This is a genomic window from Streptomyces turgidiscabies Car8 (assembly GCF_000331005.1).
GTDB classification, from domain to species: domain Bacteria; phylum Actinomycetota; class Actinomycetes; order Streptomycetales; family Streptomycetaceae; genus Streptomyces; species Streptomyces turgidiscabies.
The window spans coordinates 1-18,659 of the sequence record NZ_AEJB01000351.1 but is presented as its reverse complement, the minus strand read 5'-3'; the positions used below and the strand labels follow the sequence as shown (position 1 = coordinate 18,659).

At 70.5% G+C, this 18,659-nt stretch carries 17 protein-coding genes and 3 pseudogenes; 12 read left to right on the top strand and 8 right to left on the bottom strand.

The window, feature by feature from the left end; all coding sequences use genetic code 11:
• Window positions 1–219: 219 nt before the first annotated feature.
• Entirely contained in the window at window positions 220–801 is a 582-nt protein-coding gene (locus STRTUCAR8_RS23670; RefSeq protein ID WP_006378471.1) for an Rv1733c family protein, read from the bottom strand.
• Window positions 802–1,008: 207 nt separating this feature from the next.
• Between STRTUCAR8_RS23670 and STRTUCAR8_RS23665 the strand changes: the two genes are divergently transcribed.
• On the top strand, window positions 1,009–1,917 hold the full coding sequence (locus STRTUCAR8_RS23665) for an Acg family FMN-binding oxidoreductase (RefSeq protein ID WP_006378461.1): 909 nt from the start codon (window positions 1,009–1,011) through the stop codon (window positions 1,915–1,917).
• 99 nt (window positions 1,918–2,016) lie between these two features.
• Here STRTUCAR8_RS23665 and STRTUCAR8_RS23660 read toward each other — a convergent pair whose 3' ends face one another.
• Window positions 2,017–2,388: an STAS domain-containing protein gene (locus STRTUCAR8_RS23660; protein WP_006378468.1), complete on the bottom strand. Its 372-nt coding sequence runs from the start codon at window positions 2,386–2,388 to the stop codon at window positions 2,017–2,019.
• 276 nt (window positions 2,389–2,664) lie between these two features.
• Here STRTUCAR8_RS23660 and STRTUCAR8_RS23655 point away from each other — a divergent pair, with 276 nt between their 5' ends.
• The 8 genes and pseudogenes from STRTUCAR8_RS23655 (at window position 2,665) to STRTUCAR8_RS23630 (ending at window position 7,667) form a co-directional block, all read left to right on the top strand.
• Window positions 2,665–3,732 (top strand): zinc-dependent alcohol dehydrogenase family protein, encoded by a 1,068-nt coding sequence (locus STRTUCAR8_RS23655; RefSeq protein WP_006378460.1) that lies wholly within the window; start codon window positions 2,665–2,667, stop codon window positions 3,730–3,732.
• A 19-nt stretch (window positions 3,733–3,751) separates the two neighbouring features.
• Window positions 3,752–4,426, top strand: coding sequence for a helix-turn-helix domain-containing protein (locus STRTUCAR8_RS23650; RefSeq protein WP_006378463.1), 675 nt, complete (start codon window positions 3,752–3,754; stop codon window positions 4,424–4,426).
• A 15-nt stretch (window positions 4,427–4,441) separates the two neighbouring features.
• Window positions 4,442–4,885, top strand: a complete 444-nt coding sequence (locus tag STRTUCAR8_RS23645) for a pyridoxamine 5'-phosphate oxidase family protein (protein WP_044472750.1) — start codon at window positions 4,442–4,444, stop codon at window positions 4,883–4,885.
• 148 nt (window positions 4,886–5,033) lie between these two features.
• Window positions 5,034–5,861: a universal stress protein gene (locus tag STRTUCAR8_RS23640; RefSeq protein WP_179200483.1), complete on the top strand. Its 828-nt coding sequence runs from the start codon at window positions 5,034–5,036 to the stop codon at window positions 5,859–5,861.
• Window positions 5,862–5,903: 42 nt separating this feature from the next.
• A pseudogene (locus tag STRTUCAR8_RS55405) lies at window positions 5,904–5,960 on the top strand (hypothetical protein); the annotation flags it as partial.
• Between the two features lie 58 nt (window positions 5,961–6,018).
• Window positions 6,019–6,189 carry an NAD(P)(+) transhydrogenase (Re/Si-specific) subunit beta gene (locus STRTUCAR8_RS51350; protein ID WP_006378474.1) on the top strand — a complete coding sequence of 57 codons (171 nt, stop codon included), beginning with the start codon at window positions 6,019–6,021 and terminating at the stop codon, window positions 6,187–6,189.
• Window positions 6,190–6,337: 148 nt separating this feature from the next.
• Window positions 6,338–7,060, top strand: coding sequence for a CBS domain-containing protein (locus tag STRTUCAR8_RS23635; protein ID WP_006378455.1), 723 nt, complete (start codon window positions 6,338–6,340; stop codon window positions 7,058–7,060).
• A gap of 22 nt (window positions 7,061–7,082) precedes the next feature.
• The gene (locus tag STRTUCAR8_RS23630; protein ID WP_006378473.1) at window positions 7,083–7,667 is read left to right on the top strand and encodes an Rv1733c family protein; all 585 of its coding nucleotides are present in this window, start codon (window positions 7,083–7,085) and stop codon (window positions 7,665–7,667) included.
• Window positions 7,668–8,192: 525 nt separating this feature from the next.
• Here the strand turns inward: STRTUCAR8_RS23630 and STRTUCAR8_RS23625 are convergent.
• Both STRTUCAR8_RS23625 and STRTUCAR8_RS55715 read right to left on the bottom strand, forming a co-directional pair.
• A complete protein-coding gene (locus STRTUCAR8_RS23625; RefSeq protein ID WP_006378464.1) occupies window positions 8,193–8,858 on the bottom strand; it encodes a CBS domain-containing protein in 666 nt (221 codons plus the stop codon).
• 60 nt (window positions 8,859–8,918) lie between these two features.
• Window positions 8,919–9,094 (bottom strand): annotated as a pseudogene (locus STRTUCAR8_RS55715) (Ni/Fe hydrogenase subunit alpha); the annotation flags it as partial.
• A 203-nt stretch (window positions 9,095–9,297) separates the two neighbouring features.
• On the opposite strand from STRTUCAR8_RS55715, the gene argF reads away from it, so the two are divergent.
• The 3 genes from argF to STRTUCAR8_RS23610 all read left to right on the top strand — a co-directional run bounded on the left by argF (window position 9,298) and on the right by STRTUCAR8_RS23610 (window position 12,396).
• Window positions 9,298–10,365 (top strand): ornithine carbamoyltransferase, encoded by a 1,068-nt coding sequence (argF, locus tag STRTUCAR8_RS23620; protein ID WP_006378456.1) that lies wholly within the window; start codon window positions 9,298–9,300, stop codon window positions 10,363–10,365.
• A gap of 4 nt (window positions 10,366–10,369) precedes the next feature.
• Window positions 10,370–11,296: a carbamate kinase gene (locus STRTUCAR8_RS23615; protein ID WP_006378457.1), complete on the top strand. Its 927-nt coding sequence runs from the start codon at window positions 10,370–10,372 to the stop codon at window positions 11,294–11,296.
• A gap of 212 nt (window positions 11,297–11,508) precedes the next feature.
• The gene (locus STRTUCAR8_RS23610; RefSeq protein WP_006378472.1) at window positions 11,509–12,396 is read left to right on the top strand and encodes a universal stress protein; all 888 of its coding nucleotides are present in this window, start codon (window positions 11,509–11,511) and stop codon (window positions 12,394–12,396) included.
• Window positions 12,397–12,402: 6 nt separating this feature from the next.
• Here STRTUCAR8_RS23610 and STRTUCAR8_RS23605 read toward each other — a convergent pair whose 3' ends face one another.
• The 4 genes and pseudogenes from STRTUCAR8_RS23605 to STRTUCAR8_RS23590 form a co-directional block, all read right to left on the bottom strand.
• The gene (locus STRTUCAR8_RS23605) at window positions 12,403–12,867 is read right to left on the bottom strand and encodes a pyridoxamine 5'-phosphate oxidase family protein (protein WP_006378466.1); all 465 of its coding nucleotides are present in this window, start codon (window positions 12,865–12,867) and stop codon (window positions 12,403–12,405) included.
• Window positions 12,868–13,156: 289 nt separating this feature from the next.
• Window positions 13,157–14,746, bottom strand: a pseudogene (locus tag STRTUCAR8_RS23600) (oleate hydratase); the annotation flags it as partial.
• 234 nt (window positions 14,747–14,980) lie between these two features.
• The gene (adhE, locus tag STRTUCAR8_RS23595) at window positions 14,981–17,683 is read right to left on the bottom strand and encodes a bifunctional acetaldehyde-CoA/alcohol dehydrogenase (protein WP_006378462.1); all 2,703 of its coding nucleotides are present in this window, start codon (window positions 17,681–17,683) and stop codon (window positions 14,981–14,983) included.
• A gap of 216 nt (window positions 17,684–17,899) precedes the next feature.
• Window positions 17,900–18,583, bottom strand: a complete 684-nt coding sequence (locus STRTUCAR8_RS23590; RefSeq protein ID WP_179200484.1) for a CBS domain-containing protein — start codon at window positions 18,581–18,583, stop codon at window positions 17,900–17,902.
• Window positions 18,584–18,659: the final 76 nt, after the last annotated feature.

Below are 18,659 nucleotides of genomic sequence, written 5' to 3'. Positions count from 1 at the left end.
GGTTGGGTCCGTGAACACGGCAGTGCGGGAGGGTTCCGTCCTCCGTTGTGGCCATGGGGCTCCCGCCCGGAGAGCAACACCTTCTGTTGTTCAGCTGCGGAGGACGTGTCGTCCGCTCCGGTCCGGGCTGTGGCGGAACGGCCGATGCCCCGCCTCGCGGACGGGGTCGTCGAGCGGCTTCCGGGGCCGCCACCGGGCGGGCGACGGGAGTTGTGGGTGTCAACCGGTCTTGTGGCTCCACCGCGGGCCGACCTGGTCCCACTCCTGGTCCCACCGGTTGATACGCCGCTGGTCGAGCCGCCACCGTGCGAGGGCTCCGGTGCCGCAGGCGATCCCGGCGAGGGCCAGTGCGGCTGCCGCACCGAGGAAGCCGGCCTCGACGGCCGCGTCCGTCGGACTGATCGGCTCGGTGGTGAGTTCGCCCTGGCTGTCCTGCCAGACGGCGAGCTCGGATCCGGCCGTCAGTCCCGACTTCACCAATATCTCGCCGGTGCGGGTGGAGCCGTCCGGGGCTGTCCAGCGGACCGTCGCCATCGACCGGCCGTTTGCTCCCCTGAGGGTCGAAACGGCCGGTGGGACGTCGGTGAGCAGCACGGCTCGGACGGAACGGCGCTCGGCGCGCTGTGCGGCGAACACCTCGTCGGCGGCGTGGGCCGTCACCAGGCCGGCGACCGCGCCCCCAATCGCGATGACCGCCCACACGGCCAGCACGATCCAGGCCTCGATGATGTCGTCGTGCCGTCGCAACGGGTTGCTCCGCCACCGCCAGAACCGCTTCCTCGTACGCCTGCTGCCATGCATCGGTCCGCGCCTCCTCCTGAAGTTCGTGACATTCCCGAAGGTGACAGGCGAAGGAGGGAGGGGACATGGGCCCACCGGGTGGTACCGGCACGCCGTTCGGGGGCGACTCGCCGTTGGAAAAGGGCCCTTCAGCCTGGGTCGAGAGGGCCGGTCGGGTGTCCCGGACCCGGTTGGCTCCGTCGTGCGCCGGTGCGCGAGGAGGGCGTCATGACGAGCACACTCCTGGACGCCGCGATCCTGGAGACCTGCGTCTCGGCGGCGGTCGCCGCGCCGTCGATCCACAACACGCAGCCGTGGCGGTTCCGGCTGGATCCCGCCACGGTCACCTTCCAGGTGTTCGCCGCTCCCGAGCGAGGCCTGAGGCACACCGATCCGACAGGCCGGGCCCTGTACCTGTCGGCGGGGGCATGTGTCTTCAACCTGCGGGTCGCGCTGGCCTACTACGGCTGGGCGCCCGTGACGCGTCTGCTGCCCTGCCCGGAGAACCCCGGCTTGTTCGCCACCGTTCGTCCGACGGAGCCCGGCGATCCGCACCAAGGGCGGCAGAGCCTCGACCTCTACGCGGCCATCTGGCGCAGGCACAGCAGCCGGTTCCCCTTCTGTGGCATGCCGGTTCTCCCGGACCTGCGCGCGGAACTCGGCGCGGCGGCCCGTGCGGAGGGCGCACGGCTCACCTTCGCCGACGCCACCGAGACGGACCGTCTCCTTCGGCTGACCGCGGAGGCCGAGCAGCGCAACCGTCTTGACGCCGACCGGGCCGCGGAAGGCCGCCGCTGGGTGAACCACGAGCTGGACCCGGCCCGTGATGTGGGCGTGCCGCAGAAGGCGCTCGGCCCGCAGGACGCCCGCGAACACGTCCCCGTGCGTGACTTCACCGCCCAGCGCCATCCCGAGCGGCTCGTCACCCAGCCCTTCGAGAAGGACCCGGTCATCGCCGTGCTGTCCACCGAGCACGACCGCCGTGCCGACTGGCTGCGCTCCGGGCAGGCGCTCCAGCACGTCTGGCTCATCGCGACGGCCCACGGCCTGCGCATGTCTCTGCTGCATCAGGCGCTGGAGTGGCTCGACCTGCGCGAATCGCTGAGCCCCGTGCCCGGCCGGACCGGTCACGCGTAGTTGCTCATGCGTTTCGGACACGGCACGCAGGGCGCCGTCACCCCTCGGCGTGCCCCGGATTCGGTGTTCGGGGAGGAGCGGCCGAACGCGTAGGCCCGGTCAGCCCGTCGCTGTCGTGAGCGTCGGCCCCGCAGGCAGGTGAGGGTGTACTTCGAAGACGCCGGAGAGACCGGCATGACGGAGTACCCGCAGGAAACGGCCGCTGTCGGAGACCAGCCGCAGCCGGCCCTGGCGTGCCAGGGTCCGGTTCCGCGCCCGGCACAGGACGCCCAGGCCGGCACAGTCGATGAAGGACACGTGGCGGAGATCGAGTATCAGATCGGGTTGGCCGTGTGCGGTCAGTGTGTCGAGGCGTGCCGAAAGGGACGGCACCCTGGCGAGGTCGACCTCGCCACGCAGTTCCAGGACGGTCGCCCCGCGGACGGGTTGTTCCGTGGGGTGCGGTACGGACCTGGTGCGGGTCTTGGACATGGTGAGAGAAAAGCGTGTTCGGTGACACGAACGGAAGGGCCGGTCGGCCCCTGTGGCCCCGGCCCGAACGGCGTTGCGAGGCACGCTCGTGGCCGGGCGACGACCCCGAACGGCCGGGTGATGGGTACCGACCGGCCCAAGCGAGGCCCACGGGCGCGGGACAAGCTGGATCTGCGGGGCAATCCCGGCGTCGGTCGCGCGATGCGCGGCCCTACCGGCTGTCGCCGAACCGCCGGGACCCGAGACCCGCAGGAGAACACGAGGGAGAGGTGCGTCATGAAGGGCTTCGTCTTCCACGGCCCTGGACAGTCCGCCTGGGAGGAGGTTCCGGATCCCGGTATCAAGGAACCCACCGACGCGATCGTGCGGGTCGACACCGTCACCATCTGCGGGACGGACCTGCACATTCTCAAGGGCGATGTGCCCGAGGTGATCCCGGGCACGGTGCTCGGGCACGAGGCGGTCGGCGAGATCGTCGAGGTCGGCAGCGACGTACGCACCGTGCGGCCGGGAGACCGGGTCCTGGTCTCCTGCATCAGCGCCTGTGGGCGGTGCCGCTACTGCAAGGAGAGCATGTACGGGCAGTGCCAGGCCGGCGGAGGCTGGATCCTCGGCCACCTGATCGACGGCACCCAGGCCGAGTACGTCCGGGTCCCGTACGCTGACCTGTCCGTGCACGCACTGCCCAGCGCGGTGGACAGCAAGGACGCCGTACTGCTGGCCGACATCTTCCCGACCTCCTACGAGGTGGGTGTGCTCAACGGGCGGGTACGCCCCGGAGACACCGTCGCCGTCGTCGGCGCCGGCCCCATCGGACTGGCGGCGATCGCCACGGCCCGGCTGTTCTCGCCCGAGCGGATCGTCGCCGTCGACCTGGCCGCCACCCGGCTGGAGGCGGCCAAGCGGCTCGGCGCCGATGCCGTGGCCGACGCCCGTGAACACCCGGAGCAGCTGATCGCCGACCTCACGGACGGACTCGGCGCGGATGTCGTCATCGAGGCGGTGGGCGTGCCGGAGAGCTTCGAACTGTGCACGCGCATGGTGCGCCCCGGCGGACACGTGGCCAACGTGGGCGTGCACGGCAAGCCCGCGACCCTGCACCTCGAAGACCTGTGGATCAAGAACGTGACCATCACGACCGGGCTTGTCGACACCTATTCGACGCCCACGCTGTTGCGGATGGCGGCGGCCGGCCGGCTGCCCACCGCGGAGATGGTCACCCACACCTTCCCGCTCGACCGCATGGAGGAGGCGTACGACGTCTTCTCCCGGGCCGCCGACACCGGCGCGCTCAAAGTGGTGCTCGGCGGGCCGCAGCACGAGGTCGCCGTCCGTGCGGCCTGACGAGAGGAAGTGGCGGGCCATGGGTGAACAGGTGGAGCCGGACAGGGCGGAGGGATCCCCGATGAGCGATCTCGGACGTCGCCTCACCCATCGACGGGAGGAACTCGGCCTGACCCGAAAGGAAGAGGCCGAACGAGCGGGCATGGCGCCCGGCTACCTCCAGTACCTGGAGGAAGAGCTTGCCACGTCACCGGGCATGAGCGCCCTCCTCCGGCTGGCCGAGGCCCTGCACACCACTGTGCGGGACCTCGTCGGCGGCGCCGTCGATCTGCCGCCGGGCCCCGGGCGGGCGAGCCCGCACCCCGAGTTCAGCGAACTGAGCAGACAGGAGTGCCGGGCCCTGCTCGCCACGCACGGCGTGGGCAGGGTCGCGGTGCCCACTGTGTCGGGGCCGGCCATCGTCCCCGTCAACTACAGCGTGGTCGAGGGCGCGGTCGTCTTCCGTACCGCGGACGGCAGCACGCCCGCGCAGGCGGCCGGCTGCCAGGTCGCCTTCGAGGTCGACCGCATCGACGAGGCGTTCAGCCAGGGCTGGAGCGTTCTGGTGCGCGGCCACGCGCGAACCGTGACGGACCCCGACGACGTACGGCACCTCACGGAGCGGGCGTACAGCCTGCCGTGGGCCGGCGGTGAACGCGACATGTGGGTGCGCATCGAGCCGCTCGCCCTCACCGGGCGCCGGATCACGGCGTGACGGCGGTTGTTCCTCATGTATGCGAACGACGGCTTCCGAGAACTCGGGCGGCAGGAGTGCCTGCGGCTGCTGGCGAAGGTGCCGGTCGGCCGTATCGTCCACACGCGCCAGGCCCTGCCCGCGGTTCTGCCGGTCAACTTCGGCCTGGACGCGGACGGTTCGGTGCTGCTGCGTACTTCGGCGACCTCGGAGCTGGTGCGGGCGATCGACGGAGCTGTGGTCGCCTTCGAGGCCGACGAGGTCGACGCGGCCACCCACTCCGGCTGGAGCGTCGTCGTCACCGGCTCGGCCGCCGTGGTGACCGACCCCGCCGAGCAGGAGCGGCTGGCCCGGACCGGCCCGCGCTCCTGGGTGCCCTCGCCTGAGGAGGTCTTCGTCCGCATCGAGCCCGAGCTGGTGACCGGCCGGGAGTTGGTCGGCGGGTGCACCATGTACGGCGTGGTTCTTCCGGCATCTTGACGGACCGTCACCGACATGGACCCGAACGGCCCCGCGACAAGGGGCCGTTCGGCGTTGCGTCGGGTCCTGGCGGGCCCTGCCCCCGGTGTCCGTGGAGGGCGAGTGTGGACTGCGAAGCCGCCGCGGCACCCGAAGGGAAGCAGGAGCCATGACTCTCCAACACGTGGTCGTAGGAACGGACGGTTCGCTGGTCGCCGTACGGGCGTTGGACTGGGCCGCGGACGAGGCGGTGCGCCGTGGAGCCGGCCTGCGCGTCGTGTACGCCGTGCCGGACCGGGACGAGGCCGGACCCGTACTGAGCGCAGCGGCGTCACGGGTGAGCGAGCGGCACCCGGTTCTGCCGGTCGTGACAGCGGCGGCTGAGGACGGCACCGTAAGGGCACTGGTACGTGAGAGCGAACACGCGGTCCTGACCGTTGTGGGCACACGAGGCTTCGGCGGGCTCACCGGCCTGCTGTTCGGCTCGGTGAGCCTGCGGCTGGCCGCGCGGGCGCGGGGCCCGCTGCTGGTCGTTCGCGGGGACCATCCGTGCGACGACGGCAGGGATGTGCTGCTCGGCCTGGAGAGCGACGTGGACGCGGATGCGGCCGCCTACGCCTTCCAGGAAGCCGAGCGGCGCGGCGTCCCCCTGCGTGTCCTGCACTCCTGGACCCACCAGCAGGCTGCCCCCGAACTGCCGTCGCTCGTGCCCGCGACGAGCCCGGGACAGGAGCGGCTCGCCCGGCACGGCCGCGCCGAGGAGGCCGTACCGCGCTTCGCCCTGACCCGGCTGCGGGAGCGGTATCCCGGCGTCGAGGTCGAGACCCGCACGGTCCGTACCGGCGCGGCGCGCTCACTGCTGGAGGGCACGCGGGAGGCCGCGGTCGTCGTGATCGGTGCGCACCGTCATGGCGGGGCGGGAACGCGGTTGGGACCGGTCGCGCACACCCTGTTGCACCGGTCCCACTGCCCTGTGGTCGTCGTGCCCGGCGGATGATCGGCGGCGACCACCCGGCCGACTGTGAAGCGGGCGGTCGCGATGGCGGGCTTCGTGATCGACCGGACGGCACTCATCATCGCGAGCATGCTCGTCAGCGCCTCGGGCGGCATCCTCACCAAACTGATGGCCGACGCCATGAACCGGTCCATCACCAATGGCGAAGAGTGTCGTCGTGATCAAGCGGTCGATGGGCCACGGTTATGCGGGGATCGACAACGAGCTGTACACCGACCCTATGACCGGGATGTTCTTCACCGACAGGAAGAAGGGACTGTCCCGGCTCAAGGTGGCGGTCGGCGAGTTCGTCGCCTGCACCGCGCGGTGAGCCTCCGCACCGCCGTCCGGTGCGGAGGCTCACGTCCGCCCGGAGACCATCGGGACCTCGGACAGGGCCACCCGGCCCATGCGCACGGGGGGCGCCGTGATTCACGCTGAACGCATAGTCCAACACTCCGGCAGGCCTGGAGGACGTCATGCACGGCACACCCCACATCGTGAGCGATGTCATGACCAGCACCGTCGTCGCCCTCGGCGGCGGGGCGATGTTCAAGGACATCGTGAAGACCATGCAGCAGTGGAAGGTCAGCGCCCTTCCCGTTCTGGACGGTGAGGAACGCGTCATCGGGGTCGTCTCCGAGGCTGATCTGCTGCCCAAGGAGGGGTTCCGCGACAGCGACCCCGATCGGTACACGCAGCTTCACCGGCTGTCCGACCTCATCAAGGCGGGCGCCGTGACGGCACAGGAGCTGATGACCGCGCCGGCCATCACCGTCCATCCCGACGCCACCCTTGCCCGGGCCGCGCGCGTCATGGCCCGGAGCAGGGTCAAGCGCCTGCCGGTCGTCGACGGCCGAGGCCTGCTGAAGGGCGTCGTCAGCCGCTCCGACCTGCTCAAAGTGTTCCTGCGGGACGACGAGGACATCGCCGGCGAGGTACGTCGCGGGGTCGTCGACCAGCTGTTCCCCGACCCCGTCGAGCCGATCCGGGTGGAGGTCCGCGACGGAGTCGTCACCCTCACGGGCCGTATCCGCGACACCACGCTCGTGCCTGTCGCCGCCCGCCTGGTGCGGGCTGTCGAGGGTGTGGTGGACGTCGACTTCGCACTGGCCGGGCCGCCCAGGCATCCGGATCTCGACCCTGATCTGCCGGACGACGCCGCGACCCGACGGACTTCCGGGACCGGCAGCGCGTCCTGAGGCAGGAGGGGGGTGCCGACCGATGACGGGGAAGTCTCGTGCGAAGGTCACCAGGGTGCGGCTGTGGCGCTGGCGCCGCAGCCCGCTCCGGCGCCGCAGCGACCGTGCGGAAGCCTGGATCGTGCTCGGCACGTGGCTCCTCGCGCTGCTGGGCGCCGTGCTCGCGGGCGTCGCGACGGCCGACGCGATGGAGCGGGGCATGGCCGAGAACCGCGCCCGGACTCGTGCGGTGCCGGCCGTGCTCATGGAGGACGCGACGGAGTCCGACACCGGGACCGATCTCGGCACGGTGTGGGTGAAGGTGCGCTGGACCGATGCGAACGGCGGCTCCCACACCGACCGGACGAAAGCCGACGCCGACGCCACGGCGGGCACCACGGTCACGGTGTGGGTGAACCGCCTGGACGAGCTGGTCTCCAAGCCGGTCGCCGCGAGCGAGGCAAGGCTCCAGGCAGCCGCGGGCGGCACGCTGGTCGCGCTCGGCGCGGGAACCGGGGTACTGGTCACGGGCCGCCTCCCGCGCGCGCTCCTGGAGCGGCGGCTGGCCGCGTGGGAGGCGGAGTGGGAGCGGGTCGGCCCCGGCTGGAGGAAGCGGATGCTCGGCTGACCGTGGCCGACCGGATCCCGTACAGGGCCGGTCGGCCCACGTGTGTCCGGTCGCGGCGCGGCACGCTGGAGGTACGAGGACGGTGTCCTGACCATCACGGTCCCGGTCCCGGAGGAGAAGGCGGGGACCAGGACCATCCCGGTGCGGCACGGTGAACAGCCGCACCCCCGTGCGCGGCCGGCGCGCCCCAGTCGGCCGCGCCTCTTCGCGTCCGTCCGCAGCGTGGTCCAACGATCAGCAGATGCAGGGCAGTTGCCCGCCCAGCGGCACGTCCACCACGTACCGTGCGGCCAGGTCAGGTCCGAGAGCAGGACGGCGTCACCGGGGTTTCACCCATCGCGACCGGAGTCTCGGCGACGCGGGCGGCCTTTCCCAGGGAACGGCGCGGCAGCCGGAGTTCGGACAGCCGGAGTCGTACGTCGGTGCCCGTCCAGCGTCTCCGACGGGTTGAAGCACACAGGACAGCCGGGGCCGTGGATCATCGGTCGATGGGCGAGTGCCGGGTCGCGGTGCCGCCGAGACACCTCACCGCGGCTCACTCCGTGGCAGGCCGGCGGACAGGTCGCACTGGACGTCGACCACGCCCTCGACGGTGCGTACGAGGCGGGCGGCCACCGGTACGAGCGAGGTGTCCCTGATCCGCCCGGTGAGCGTGACGACTCCCTCGGCGACCTCCACCCGGATGGGCTCGACGGGGGCCGGGAACAGGGACGTGACGATCTCTCGGCGGACCTCCTCGGCGATGTCGTCGTCGTCCCGCAGGAAGACCTTCAGGAGATCGGCCCGGCTGACGACGCCTTCGAGCAGGCCCTCGGCGTTGACGACGGGCAGGCGCTTGACCTTGCGCTGCGCCATGATGCGGGCGGCCTGGGCGAGGGTGGCGTCGGCGTGGACGGTGATGGCCGGGGCGTTCATCAGGTCCGCCGCGGTCAGCCCGCCTGCTTTGGCCAGGTCGGAGAGGCGGCTCAGCTGGGTGAACCGGTCGGGGTCGCTGTCGCGGAACTCCTCCTTGGGCAGCAGATCGGCCTCCGAGACGACGCCGATCACCCGACCCTCTCCCTCCAGAACGGGAAGGGCGCTGACCTTCCACTGCTCCATGAGCTTCACGATGTCCTTGAACGAGGCGTCGCGTCCGACGGCGACGACGGTGTGCGTCATCACGTCGCTCACGCTGCGTGGGCTGCTGCTCATGGTGTCCGTACCTTCCTTCTCGGGTTCAGATGCGTTCGACGGTCAGGTCGAGGAAGAGAGGGCGAGGGGCGGTACGCGACGGCCGTCGGTGACGGCGACCCTCGCTGTCCAGCCGGTAGCGGTGGCGGAGCAGGCCCCCCGCGGTGCCTCGGTCGCGCCATGTCCGGTCCCTGCCATGGGCGTTACCTCGATGTATGGGCGGGCCGGTGGACGTACACGTCGATGATCCGCAGCGCGATGCGCTCGGCGGCTATCAGGAACGCACCCTGACAACGCTCCTGATAGCCGCTGACCTGGTAGCGGCCCTCCGGTCGGCACCCGTTCCTGGATCGCGACGGTGCGCAGATCACAGGGGCGAACGCAGCGGAAGGCGTACGACGGCCGCACCCGACGTTCCTTGACCAGAGCATCGATCCCGTCCCTGTGGAGGACGCTGCTCGTGCGGATGCCTGCTATCGCTCCCCTCCGGAATGCCGTAGGGCTGCTGATCCCAGCCTGTGCCCTGGCGGCGTGCGGTACCACGGGCCGCCCGGACCCGATCGAGGGTCTTTCGGCCCATGCCGTCCCGCTCGTGTCCTCGCAGGCTGGAGGTACACGGTGGGTCGGCTCTCTCTCGGCGGGGCCGTGGCACGGAACGGCGGGAAGGACGCCACCCGCTTCTCTCGAGAAGACCTCCACCCGCACCCGCTGCGCCTTCGAGGTCGCCGCCGCCGACCAAGGCGCCGCGACCACCTACCTGGGCCCCGGCGACACCCACATCGGCGCCAAGGAGTCCGTTGCCGACACCGCCCGAGTGCTCGGGCGCATGTTCGACGCCATCGAGTACCGGGGCTCGGCCCAGTCCCTGGTCACCGATCTCGCCGCCTACTCCGGCATACCCGTCTACAACGGCTTGACCGACACCGCGCACCCCACCCAGAGCCTTTGCGACGTCCTCACCATGCGCGAACACAGTCGCAAGCCGCTGCCCGACATCGCCTACTGCTACCTCGGCGACGCCCGCAACAACATGGGCAACTCCCTCCTCGCCATGGGCGCCCTGCTCGGCATGGATGTACGCATCGCCGCCCCCGCCCGGCTGTGGCCCGACCCCGAGCTGATCGCCACCTGCCGGGACCTGGCCGAGCGCAGCGGCGCCCGGATCACGATCACCGAGGACGTCGAGACCGCCGTACACGCTGCCGACTTCCTGCACACCGACGTCTGGGTGTCCATGGGCGAGCCCGCCGACGCCTGGCGGGAGCGGATCGAGCTGTTGCTGCCGTACCAGGTCAACGACAAGACGCTTGCCATGACCGGCAACCCGGACGTCCGGTTCATGCACTGTCTGCCGGCCCTGCACGACCGCAGTACCCACCTCGGCCAGAGCCTCTTCGACGCCTATGGTCTGGACGGACTCGAAGTCGCCGACGACGTCTTCTCCTCACCCGCGTCGCTGGTCTTCGAGCAGGCGGAGAACCGGCTGCACACCATCAAGGCCGTACTCGTCGCCACCCTGGAGGACTGAAGCCATGCGCATAGTCGTCGCGCTCGGCGGCAACGCCCTGCTCCACAGGGGTGAACGCCCGGACGCCGCAGTCCAGCAGGCCAATATCGACCGCGTCGCCACCGCGCTGGCCGCCCTGGCCCACGAGCACGAAATCGTCATCACGCACGGCAACGGCCCCCAGATCGGCCTGCTCGCCGTGGAGAGCGCGGCCGATCCCGCCCTCAGCGTCCCCTACCCGCTGTACCTGCTCGATGCCCAGACCCAGGGCATGATCGGCTCGCTGCTGGCCTGCACCCTGCACGACGCCCTGCCGGGCCGCCGCATCGCCACCCTCGTCACCCACACCCTCGTACGGGCCGACGATCCCGCGTTCGCACGGCCCACCAAGTTCGTCGGCCAGGTCTATCCCCGAGACGTGGCCCGCTCCCTCGCCCACCAGCGAGGCTGGCACATCGCGCAGGACACCACCACAGGCTGGCGCCGTGTCGTGCCCTCACCTGTGCCGGAACGGATCGTGGAGACCGACACCGTCCATGAGCTGCTGAACAGCGGCACGTTGGTGATCTGCGCGGGCGGCGGGGGCGTCCCCGTCACCGCGGACAACGACACCGGCGCGCTGACGGGCATGGAGGCCGTCATCGACAAGGACCTCACGTCCGCCCTGCTGGCCGAGGACCTGAAGGCCGACTTCCTGCTCATCCTCACCGACGTCCCGTGCGTGTACGAGGACTACGGGACAGCCGCTCAGCAGCCCGTCCTCGACGCCACCCCCGCCGAGCTGCGCCGCCGGGGCTTCCCGGACGGTTCGATGGGGCCCAAGGCCGAGGCCGCCGCCCGGTTCGTCGAACGCACCGGAGGCCTGGCCGCCATCGGCGCCCTGGACGCGGCGTACGAGATCGTGCACGGCAGGTCGGGCACGTTGATCCGCCCGGAACTCACGGGCGGCTGAAGACCCGGAAGGGAAGGAGCGACCGGGCCGTCCGGCACCCCCCACGACGACCTCGAACCACGAACACGCGAACCGCAGGACAAACATGATCCGAGGCACGGAACTCTTCCGCCACAGGGACCGGCTGGTCCGCACTCAGGGACCTACGGTCCCTCGTGCCGCAGGCGCGGGAGACACGAGAGTGGGAGCACATTCCCGAAGGAGGCCCACTCATGTCCCGTACCGTCACCGTTGGTCTGGACGGCTCGAACGAAAGCCTCGCCGCGGCCGAATGGGCCGCGCGGGAGGCCGCGATGTACGACATTCCCCTCCGTGTCGTACATGCGGGGGAACAACAGCCCCACGAGTACGTGCCGTTTGCCGGCGAGCAGGTTCCCCCGCCGGGAACGGACCGGTCCGCGCGCCTGCTGGTCGAAACGCGGGCCCGGCTGGCTCACCGCCACTCCGGCGTACGAGTGAGCGCCGAGCAGATCGCCGGCCGGCCGGTGCCGACGCTGATCGCGGTCGCGCGGGAGGCCGAAGTACTCGTCCTCGGATCGCGGGGCCTCGGCAAGGTGGCGGGAGCACTGCTCGGCTCCGTGGCCCTCGCCGTGGTCGCCCGAGCCGAGCGGCCGGTCGTCCTGGTCCGCGCAGTGGAGGACACCGGGCAGGAACGCCGGCCAGAAGCGTTCGAGGAGTCCGACGGGACCACCCCGTACCGTGACGTGGTGCTGGGGTTGGACCTGCGCGCTCCCGACGACGACGTTCTGGAATTCGCGTTCGACGCCGCGTCCAGGCGCGCCACCAGGCTGCGTGTGATCCACGGCTGGGGCGCCGAGATCTCCTCCGCTCCTGCGGACGACGCCGGCCCGGCCCAGGACGGGCAGACATCGGAAGGCGTGCTCCGCCCCTGGCAGGACAAGTTCCCGGGCGTCGAGGTGACGGAGGAGGCCGTGGTCGGGGACGTCGGTGCGCACCTGGTGGACGTCTCGCGTGACGCGTCGCTGATCGTCGTCGGGCGCCGCAGCCGAGAGGGCTCGCTCGGCTCGCACATCGGTCCGGTGGCCCACACGGTCCTCCAGCACGCGGTCGCACCGGTCGCGGTGGTGCCGCACGACTGACGGCGCTCAGGCGAACGGGGGCGGGGCGTGGTCCGTGAGACGGAGCCCGGTGATCAGATCGGGGTGGATGCGGATGGCGTGATCCATCCGCTGCATCACCCAGGGGCGCAACAAGGCCCGGTAGCGGGCCAGTTCCCGCGGATCGGTGACCAGCCACGCATAGCCGGTGACGACCACGCTCCACCCGGTGTGTGTGCCGGGGTCGATGTCGTCGGCCTCGTAGGCGACGACGGCCCCCGCACCCCCGGGCTGCCGGGCGTACCGGGCCAGCGCGGCGTCACCGTGGGTTCGGATGACGATGTCGCCGTCGACCAGGACGTGGTTGACCGGGCGGACGGTCGGTAGCGCGTGACGGGTGAAGACGACCCGCCCCAAGGACACACTGCCCAGCAGCCGCAGCGCTTCGTCCCCGTCCAGCTCGACACTCGTGTGCGCTCCTGAGGAGCTCGACGGGTCGTTGTCGTCGGCCATGGCAGGTTTCCGTATCGAAGGGTCACTCACAGTTCACTGTCTCCCAGAGCCACGCGTGGGCCTGATCGGGTCATTCGAACCGCGCGGGAGTATCTCGCACCAGGGCCGTTCGGCCTCGGTCGGCGTCCGGTGGTCCCTGCTTCGCGCGGCTGAGGGCGGATCAACCTGTACGGAGCGACACCGCGGGGGATCGGTGCCGCTCCTGTCTTCACTGTCTCTCTGACCACGCTGTTCCCGTGGGTGCCGATGGTCCCCGACCGGGGACCGGTCGTCCCTCGAACCGGGTGGTCTACCGGCGATGCATGGTCTCCAGGGCGGAGGCCAGTACGTGGGGGTCGTGGTGGCCCTTGTAGACCTGCGGCGGCCGTACGTCCAGCTTGAGGAGCTGCGCCACCGCCGTCCATGCGGTGCGTACGGAGTACTCGACGGTGAAGACGACATCGTCGGGTACCTCGGCGAACTGGCCGATGAAGGCGAGGTTCACCGATCCCTCGGGGACCACCCGGGGCCGGTCGTCGCGGCGACGGGCCAGGAACTGGCTGGTGATGTACGGCATCACACAGGGCACGACGGTGGACGTCTCCAGGATCCGGGCTGCTGTCCGCTCGTCGAACGGGAGGTGCTGCAGGACCTCTTCAAGGATCTCGCGGCCGCTGCACATGGTCATCGGCTTGGGCGTGTGGTTGCCGGCGCGGCCGGGGTACAGGCCGTAGCCCCACCAGACGGACACGTCCTCCGGCTGGTCACGGTAGACGGGCTGGCGGTTGGCGACGATGCTGAGCAGCCAGTTGGAGTCGGTGAAGGTCATCAGACCGCCCTTGCCGGCCGGACGGCCGCTGAACTCCTCGAGAGCGTCGAGGAACGCGGAGCCCTTCGTGGTGACCGTGAACGACTCCCATCGGGAGTCCTTGACGTGCTTGTCGAAGACGGCGGGGTCGCCGAAGTCGTCGCGTCCGCGGGCCAGCCGGTGCCACAGCAGCCAGGCGTCCGAGCGGTGCGGGGCCGGCGGCGGCGCGGAGGTGTGCGAGCCGAGGCTGGAGGCGTCTGTCATGGAGCCGTTGGTGACGAGGACCAGGTCCTCGGGTGCGACGGTGATCTCCTTGTCGAAACCGTCCCGGTTCAGGTAGATGGTCTCGACCGTGCCGTGCCCGGCGCCCGGGGCGAACCCGAGGTCGGTGACGTGGCAGCCGGTGTGCACGGTGACGCCGTGCCCGCGGAGCCAGGCGGTCAGGGGCCGGACGATGGAGTCGTACTGGTTGTAGCGGGTCCGGTGGATGCCCGACATGGAGGCGAACTCGGAGAACAGGTGGATGAAGCGCCTCAGGTAGCGGCGGAACTCGATGGCACTGTGCCAGGGCTGGAAGGCGAACGTGGTGCACCACATGAACCAGAAGTTGGTGGTGAAGAAGTGTTCGCCGAAACAGTCGGTGATCTTCTTGCTGTCCAGGTGTCCTTCCGGGGTGGCCAGACAGCGGACCAGTTCCAGCCGGTCGCGTTCGGAGAACCCCATGGAGGTCGTGTCGACGATCTTGCCGTTCCCGTCGACGAGCCGGGCGACGTCGTCCCAGGCGAAGTCCTCGTGTCCGGCCAGGATCTCCTCGGTCACGGAGACGGCGGGGTCGTCGAGGGTGGGGATGCCGGAGAGCAGGTCGTAGGTGCAGCGGAACTCGGCCTCGAACATGCGCCCGCCGCGCATGGTGTAGCCGGTGTCGGGCGTACCGCCCGCGTCCAGACTGCCGCCGAGCATCCGCTGTTCCTCGAAGAGGTGGATGTCGGAGCCCTTGAAGCCGCCGTCGCGGATCAGGAACGTGGCCGCGGCCAGTGCCGCGATCCCGCTGCCCACCAGATATGCCTTCGCCATCACACAACTCCTCGTGCTCGCCGGTCGATCGGTAACCGCGCATCCACGGTTTCCTGTGGGGCGGGGTCCTGTCTGTGGGCCGTTGGGCCGCCTCGCCGGTCCGGACGGCCCTCTGAGCGGGACCCGGCGGTTGTCCGTGCGCCTCCGGCACGAGAGCGCGCGACCGTGCGGGAACACGGTGGCGCTGCCCGGGAGTTCGATGTCGCTCAGCTCCGTCGGACCCGTCGGACGCCGGTCATGTGGTTGTGCGGACTACGGCTGAGCTGCCCGCGGGGCGTCCGGACGGCCCTGCTCACGGCGCTCACGGCCGTAGTAGGCGGCGCGCATGAGCTCCCGCATGTCGTCGAGCATGGGCATACGGGGGTTCGCGGGTGCGCACTGGTCGTCGTAGGCGTTCATGGCCTGCTGGGGCAGGGCGTCGAGGAAGGCGCGCTCGTCGACGTCCAGGGACCGGAAGGTCGGTTCGATGCCCACGGCGTCGCGCAGACGTTCCACCGCGGTGGCGAGCGACTCCACACCCTCCTGCGGGGTCGCGGCGGGCAGGCCGAGGGTGCGGGCGATGTCCCGGAAGCGTTCCGGGGCACGGTAGTTCTCGTACTTGGGCCAGCCCGTGAGCTTCATGGGAACGGTGCCGTTGTAGCGGATGACGTGCGGAAGCAGGACCGCGTTGGTGCGGCCGTGGGCGATGTGGAAGGTGGCGCCGAGGGTATGGGACATGGCGTGGACGATGCCGAGGAAGGCGTTGCCGAAGGCCATGCCGGCGATGGTGCCGGCGTTGTGCATCTTCTCCCGGGCCTCCGGGCTGTTCGCGCGGTCGTTCACCGCCGCTTCGAGGTGGTCGAAGACCAGGCGGATCGCGTGCAGGGCGGGCCCGTCGGTGAAGTCGTTGGCGTAGACGGACACGTACGCCTCGATGGCGTGAGTGAGGGCGTCGAAGCCGCTGTCGGCGGCCAGGGACGGGGGCAGTTCGGTGGTGAGAAGCGGGTCGACGATGGCCACGCTGGGGGTGAGGGCGTAGTCCGCGAGCGGGTACTTCTTTCCGGTGGCGGGATCGGAGATGACGGCGAACGGGGTGACTTCGGCGCCGGTGCCTGAGGTGGTGGGGACGCACACCAGGCGGGCGAGCCTGCCGAGCACGGGGAAGCGGAAGGCGCGCTTGCGGATGTCGGAGAACTTGTGCCGCATGTCGGCGAAGTCGACGTCCTTGCCCTCGGCCTGCTGCTCGTACAGCAGCCACATCACCTTGGCCGCGTCCATGGGGGAGCCGCCGCCCAGCGCGATGATGGTGTCGGGGCGGAAGTCGCCCATGAGGTGGGCGCCGCGCCGGACGGAGTCGATGCTCGGCTCGGGTTCGACATTGTCGATGATCTGGAGGGTCACCGGTTCGTGGCGGCGCTGGAGGACGCGGCTGACCCGGTCGACGAAGCCGAGGCGGGTCATGGTCGCGTCGGTGACGACCGTGACACGGTGCACGTCCGGCATCGAGGCGAGGTAGCGGATGGCCTGCGGCTCGAAGTAGATCTTCGGTGGGACCTTGAACCACTGCAGATTGTTGCGGCGCGTGGTGACCCGCTTGACGTTCAACAGCTGGGCGGCGGAGACGTTGTTGGACACCGAGGTGCTGCCCCAGGAGCCGCAGCCCAGGGTCAGGGACGGCAGCAGGTTGTTGTAGATGCCGCCGATCGCGCCCTGTGAGGACGGGGCGTTGACGATGATCCGTACGGTCTTCATGCGCCGCCCGTATGCCTCGGCGAGTTCCTGGTCCTCGGTGTGGATGACGGCGCTGTGCCCCTGCCCGTGGAAGGCGACCATGTCGGCGGCGAGGTCGAAGCCCTGGGCGGGTGAAGCGGCGCGGAGCACGGTGAGCACCGGGCACAGCTTCTCGCGGGTCAGCGGCTCGTCCGGGCCCACCCGCTCGGCCTCGACCAGGATGAGCGAGGTGCCGGCGGGCACCGTGAAGCCGGCCTGCTCGGCGATCCACTCCGAACTCTGCCCGACGGCAGCGGAGTTGACCTTGGGCTCGCAGCCGCTGTTCGACGCGTCGACGGGGAACAGGAACCTCTCCAGCTTCGCCTTCTCCGCGGCGGTGGCCAGGTGGGCGTGCAGGGTGCGGAACTCGGCGAGCGCCGCTTCGTAGATCTCGTCGTCCAGGACGACGGCCTGTTCGGAGGCGCAGATCATGCCGTTGTCGAACGTCTTGGACAGGACCAGGTCGTTGACGGCCCGGCTCAGCTTGGCGCTCTTGTGCACGTAGGCGGGGACGTTGCCGGCGCCGACGCCGAGCGCGGGCTTGCCGGCCGAGTAGGCGGCCTTGACCATGGCGTTGCCGCCGGTGGCGAGGATCAGCGAGACGCCTGGGTGGTGCATGAGCGTACGGGTCGCCTCGACGGACGGGGTCTCGATCCACTGCACACAGTGCTCCGGCGCGCCCGCGGCGAGAGCCGCGTCGCGCACTACGCGGGCAGCTTCCGCGCTGCACCGCTGGGCGGAGGGGTGGAAGGCGAACACGACCGGGTTGCGGGTCTTCAGCGCGATGAGTGCCTTGAAGATCGTGGTGGAGGTCGGGTTGGTGACGGGCGTGACCGCGCACACCACGCCCACCGGCTCCGCGATCTCGACGATGTCCTCGATGTCGTCGCGGCCGATGACACCGACCGTATTCATGGAGCCCATGCTGTGCGTGACGTGCTCGCACGCGAACATGTTCTTCGCGGCCTTGTCCTCGAAGACACCGCGCCCGGTCTCCTCCACCGCGAGACGTGCGAGGGCCGTGTGCTGGTCCAGCGCGGCGACCGAGGCCTTCTTGACGATGTGGTCGACCTGTTCCTGGGTCAGCGATTCGTAGTCGGCGAGCGACTTCAGGCCGGCCGTCACCAGCCGGTCCACCGCGACGGCGGTGTCGGACGGCGCGCCGGTGGTGGCCGCGGCCTCGGTTCCGACGTCGTGACGGGTCATGAGTGCGCCTCCGTTGTCGAGGGCCGCCGAGACTGACCGGCGGCTTCCGGTGGAAGCGGCATCGCAGGGAGACCACGGCCGCTCCTGTCCTTGACTCTTGTCCGCGCGGCGATCCGCCTCTTGTGCCGAAGGTCCCCCGTCGGGGCCTGACCGGTCCCGGTCAGGTCGGGCCGAGCGGCCCCCGGGCGAACTGCTTGTGCGGCGGGCCGGTGCGCGTCAATGCCCGGTGATCCCCCGGGAGGGGCCCTTCTCGGCGGGACGGTCGCCGTCGAGGCGGAAGGTCAGGCCGTTGAACACCCCGACAACCCCGTCCACCTGCCAGACCGACCGGACGGCGAGAGCGATGTCCGTACGGTGTTCCAGACGCCCTTCGAGCGTGACCAGGCCGTCGCGTACCGAGACGACGACCGTGTCGGGCGGCAGGCCGGGAGCGGCGCCCAGGATCTCGTCGGTCACCTGCCGGCGGATGTCCTCGTCCGTGCGCAGGAAGACCCGCAGCAGGTCCCGACGGGTGGCGATGCCGATGAGCCGGTCCTCCTCGTCCACCACGGGAAGCCGCTCGATTCCGTGGCGCTCCATCACCCGCGCGGCGTCCGGGACGGGTTGCTCCGGATGCACCGTGATCGCGGGCGTGGACATCAGTTCGCCGGCGGTGGTGGCAAGCGCCCCGGGAGCCGCTCGGCGCCCCGGACGTCGCAGGCGCGGCAGCCGGTAACGGCGATCCCGGCGCCCACCGGACCGGGCCGCCTGACCGCGCACCAGGTCGGTCCCGGAGACCACCCCGATCACTTTGTCGTCGTGGTCGACGACAGGCAGCCCGCTGATCCGATGGGCGTCCAGCAGTCGGACCACGTCCTTGAACGGGGTCTCGCGGTGCGCCTGAACGACCTCGTCGGTCATCACATCGCCCACAGTGTGGATCTTCACGGTCTCTTCCTCCTTCACCTGCGAGAGAAGGGACGGAGTCCTTGGCGGA

Bases quoted from the DNA above. Each gene is read 5' to 3' on its own strand.
- STRTUCAR8_RS23610 (WP_006378472.1), top strand. From the start codon at position 11,509: ATGTCCCGTACCGTCACCGTTGGTCTGGACGGCTCGAACGAAAGCCTC.
- STRTUCAR8_RS23615 (WP_006378457.1), top strand. From the start codon at position 10,370: ATGCGCATAGTCGTCGCGCTCGGCGGCAACGCCCTGCTCCACAGGGGT.
- STRTUCAR8_RS23655 (WP_006378460.1), top strand. From the start codon at position 2,665: ATGAAGGGCTTCGTCTTCCACGGCCCTGGACAGTCCGCCTGGGAGGAG.
- STRTUCAR8_RS23630 (WP_006378473.1), top strand. From the start codon at position 7,083: ATGACGGGGAAGTCTCGTGCGAAGGTCACCAGGGTGCGGCTGTGGCGC.
- STRTUCAR8_RS23640 (WP_179200483.1), top strand. From the start codon at position 5,034: ATGACTCTCCAACACGTGGTCGTAGGAACGGACGGTTCGCTGGTCGCC.
- STRTUCAR8_RS23625 (WP_006378464.1), bottom strand. From the start codon at position 8,858: ATGAGCAGCAGCCCACGCAGCGTGAGCGACGTGATGACGCACACCGTC.
- STRTUCAR8_RS23650 (WP_006378463.1), top strand. From the start codon at position 3,752: ATGGGTGAACAGGTGGAGCCGGACAGGGCGGAGGGATCCCCGATGAGC.
- adhE (WP_006378462.1), bottom strand. From the start codon at position 17,683: ATGACCCGTCACGACGTCGGAACCGAGGCCGCGGCCACCACCGGCGCG.
- STRTUCAR8_RS23670 (WP_006378471.1), bottom strand. From the start codon at position 801: ATGCATGGCAGCAGGCGTACGAGGAAGCGGTTCTGGCGGTGGCGGAGC.
- STRTUCAR8_RS51350 (WP_006378474.1), top strand. From the start codon at position 6,019: ATGGCGAAGAGTGTCGTCGTGATCAAGCGGTCGATGGGCCACGGTTAT.
- STRTUCAR8_RS23605 (WP_006378466.1), bottom strand. From the start codon at position 12,867: ATGGCCGACGACAACGACCCGTCGAGCTCCTCAGGAGCGCACACGAGT.
- STRTUCAR8_RS23645 (WP_044472750.1), top strand. From the start codon at position 4,442: ATGTATGCGAACGACGGCTTCCGAGAACTCGGGCGGCAGGAGTGCCTG.
- STRTUCAR8_RS23665 (WP_006378461.1), top strand. From the start codon at position 1,009: ATGACGAGCACACTCCTGGACGCCGCGATCCTGGAGACCTGCGTCTCG.
- STRTUCAR8_RS23660 (WP_006378468.1), bottom strand. From the start codon at position 2,388: ATGTCCAAGACCCGCACCAGGTCCGTACCGCACCCCACGGAACAACCC.
- STRTUCAR8_RS23590 (WP_179200484.1), bottom strand. From the start codon at position 18,583: ATGACCGACGAGGTCGTTCAGGCGCACCGCGAGACCCCGTTCAAGGAC.
- STRTUCAR8_RS23635 (WP_006378455.1), top strand. From the start codon at position 6,338: ATGCACGGCACACCCCACATCGTGAGCGATGTCATGACCAGCACCGTC.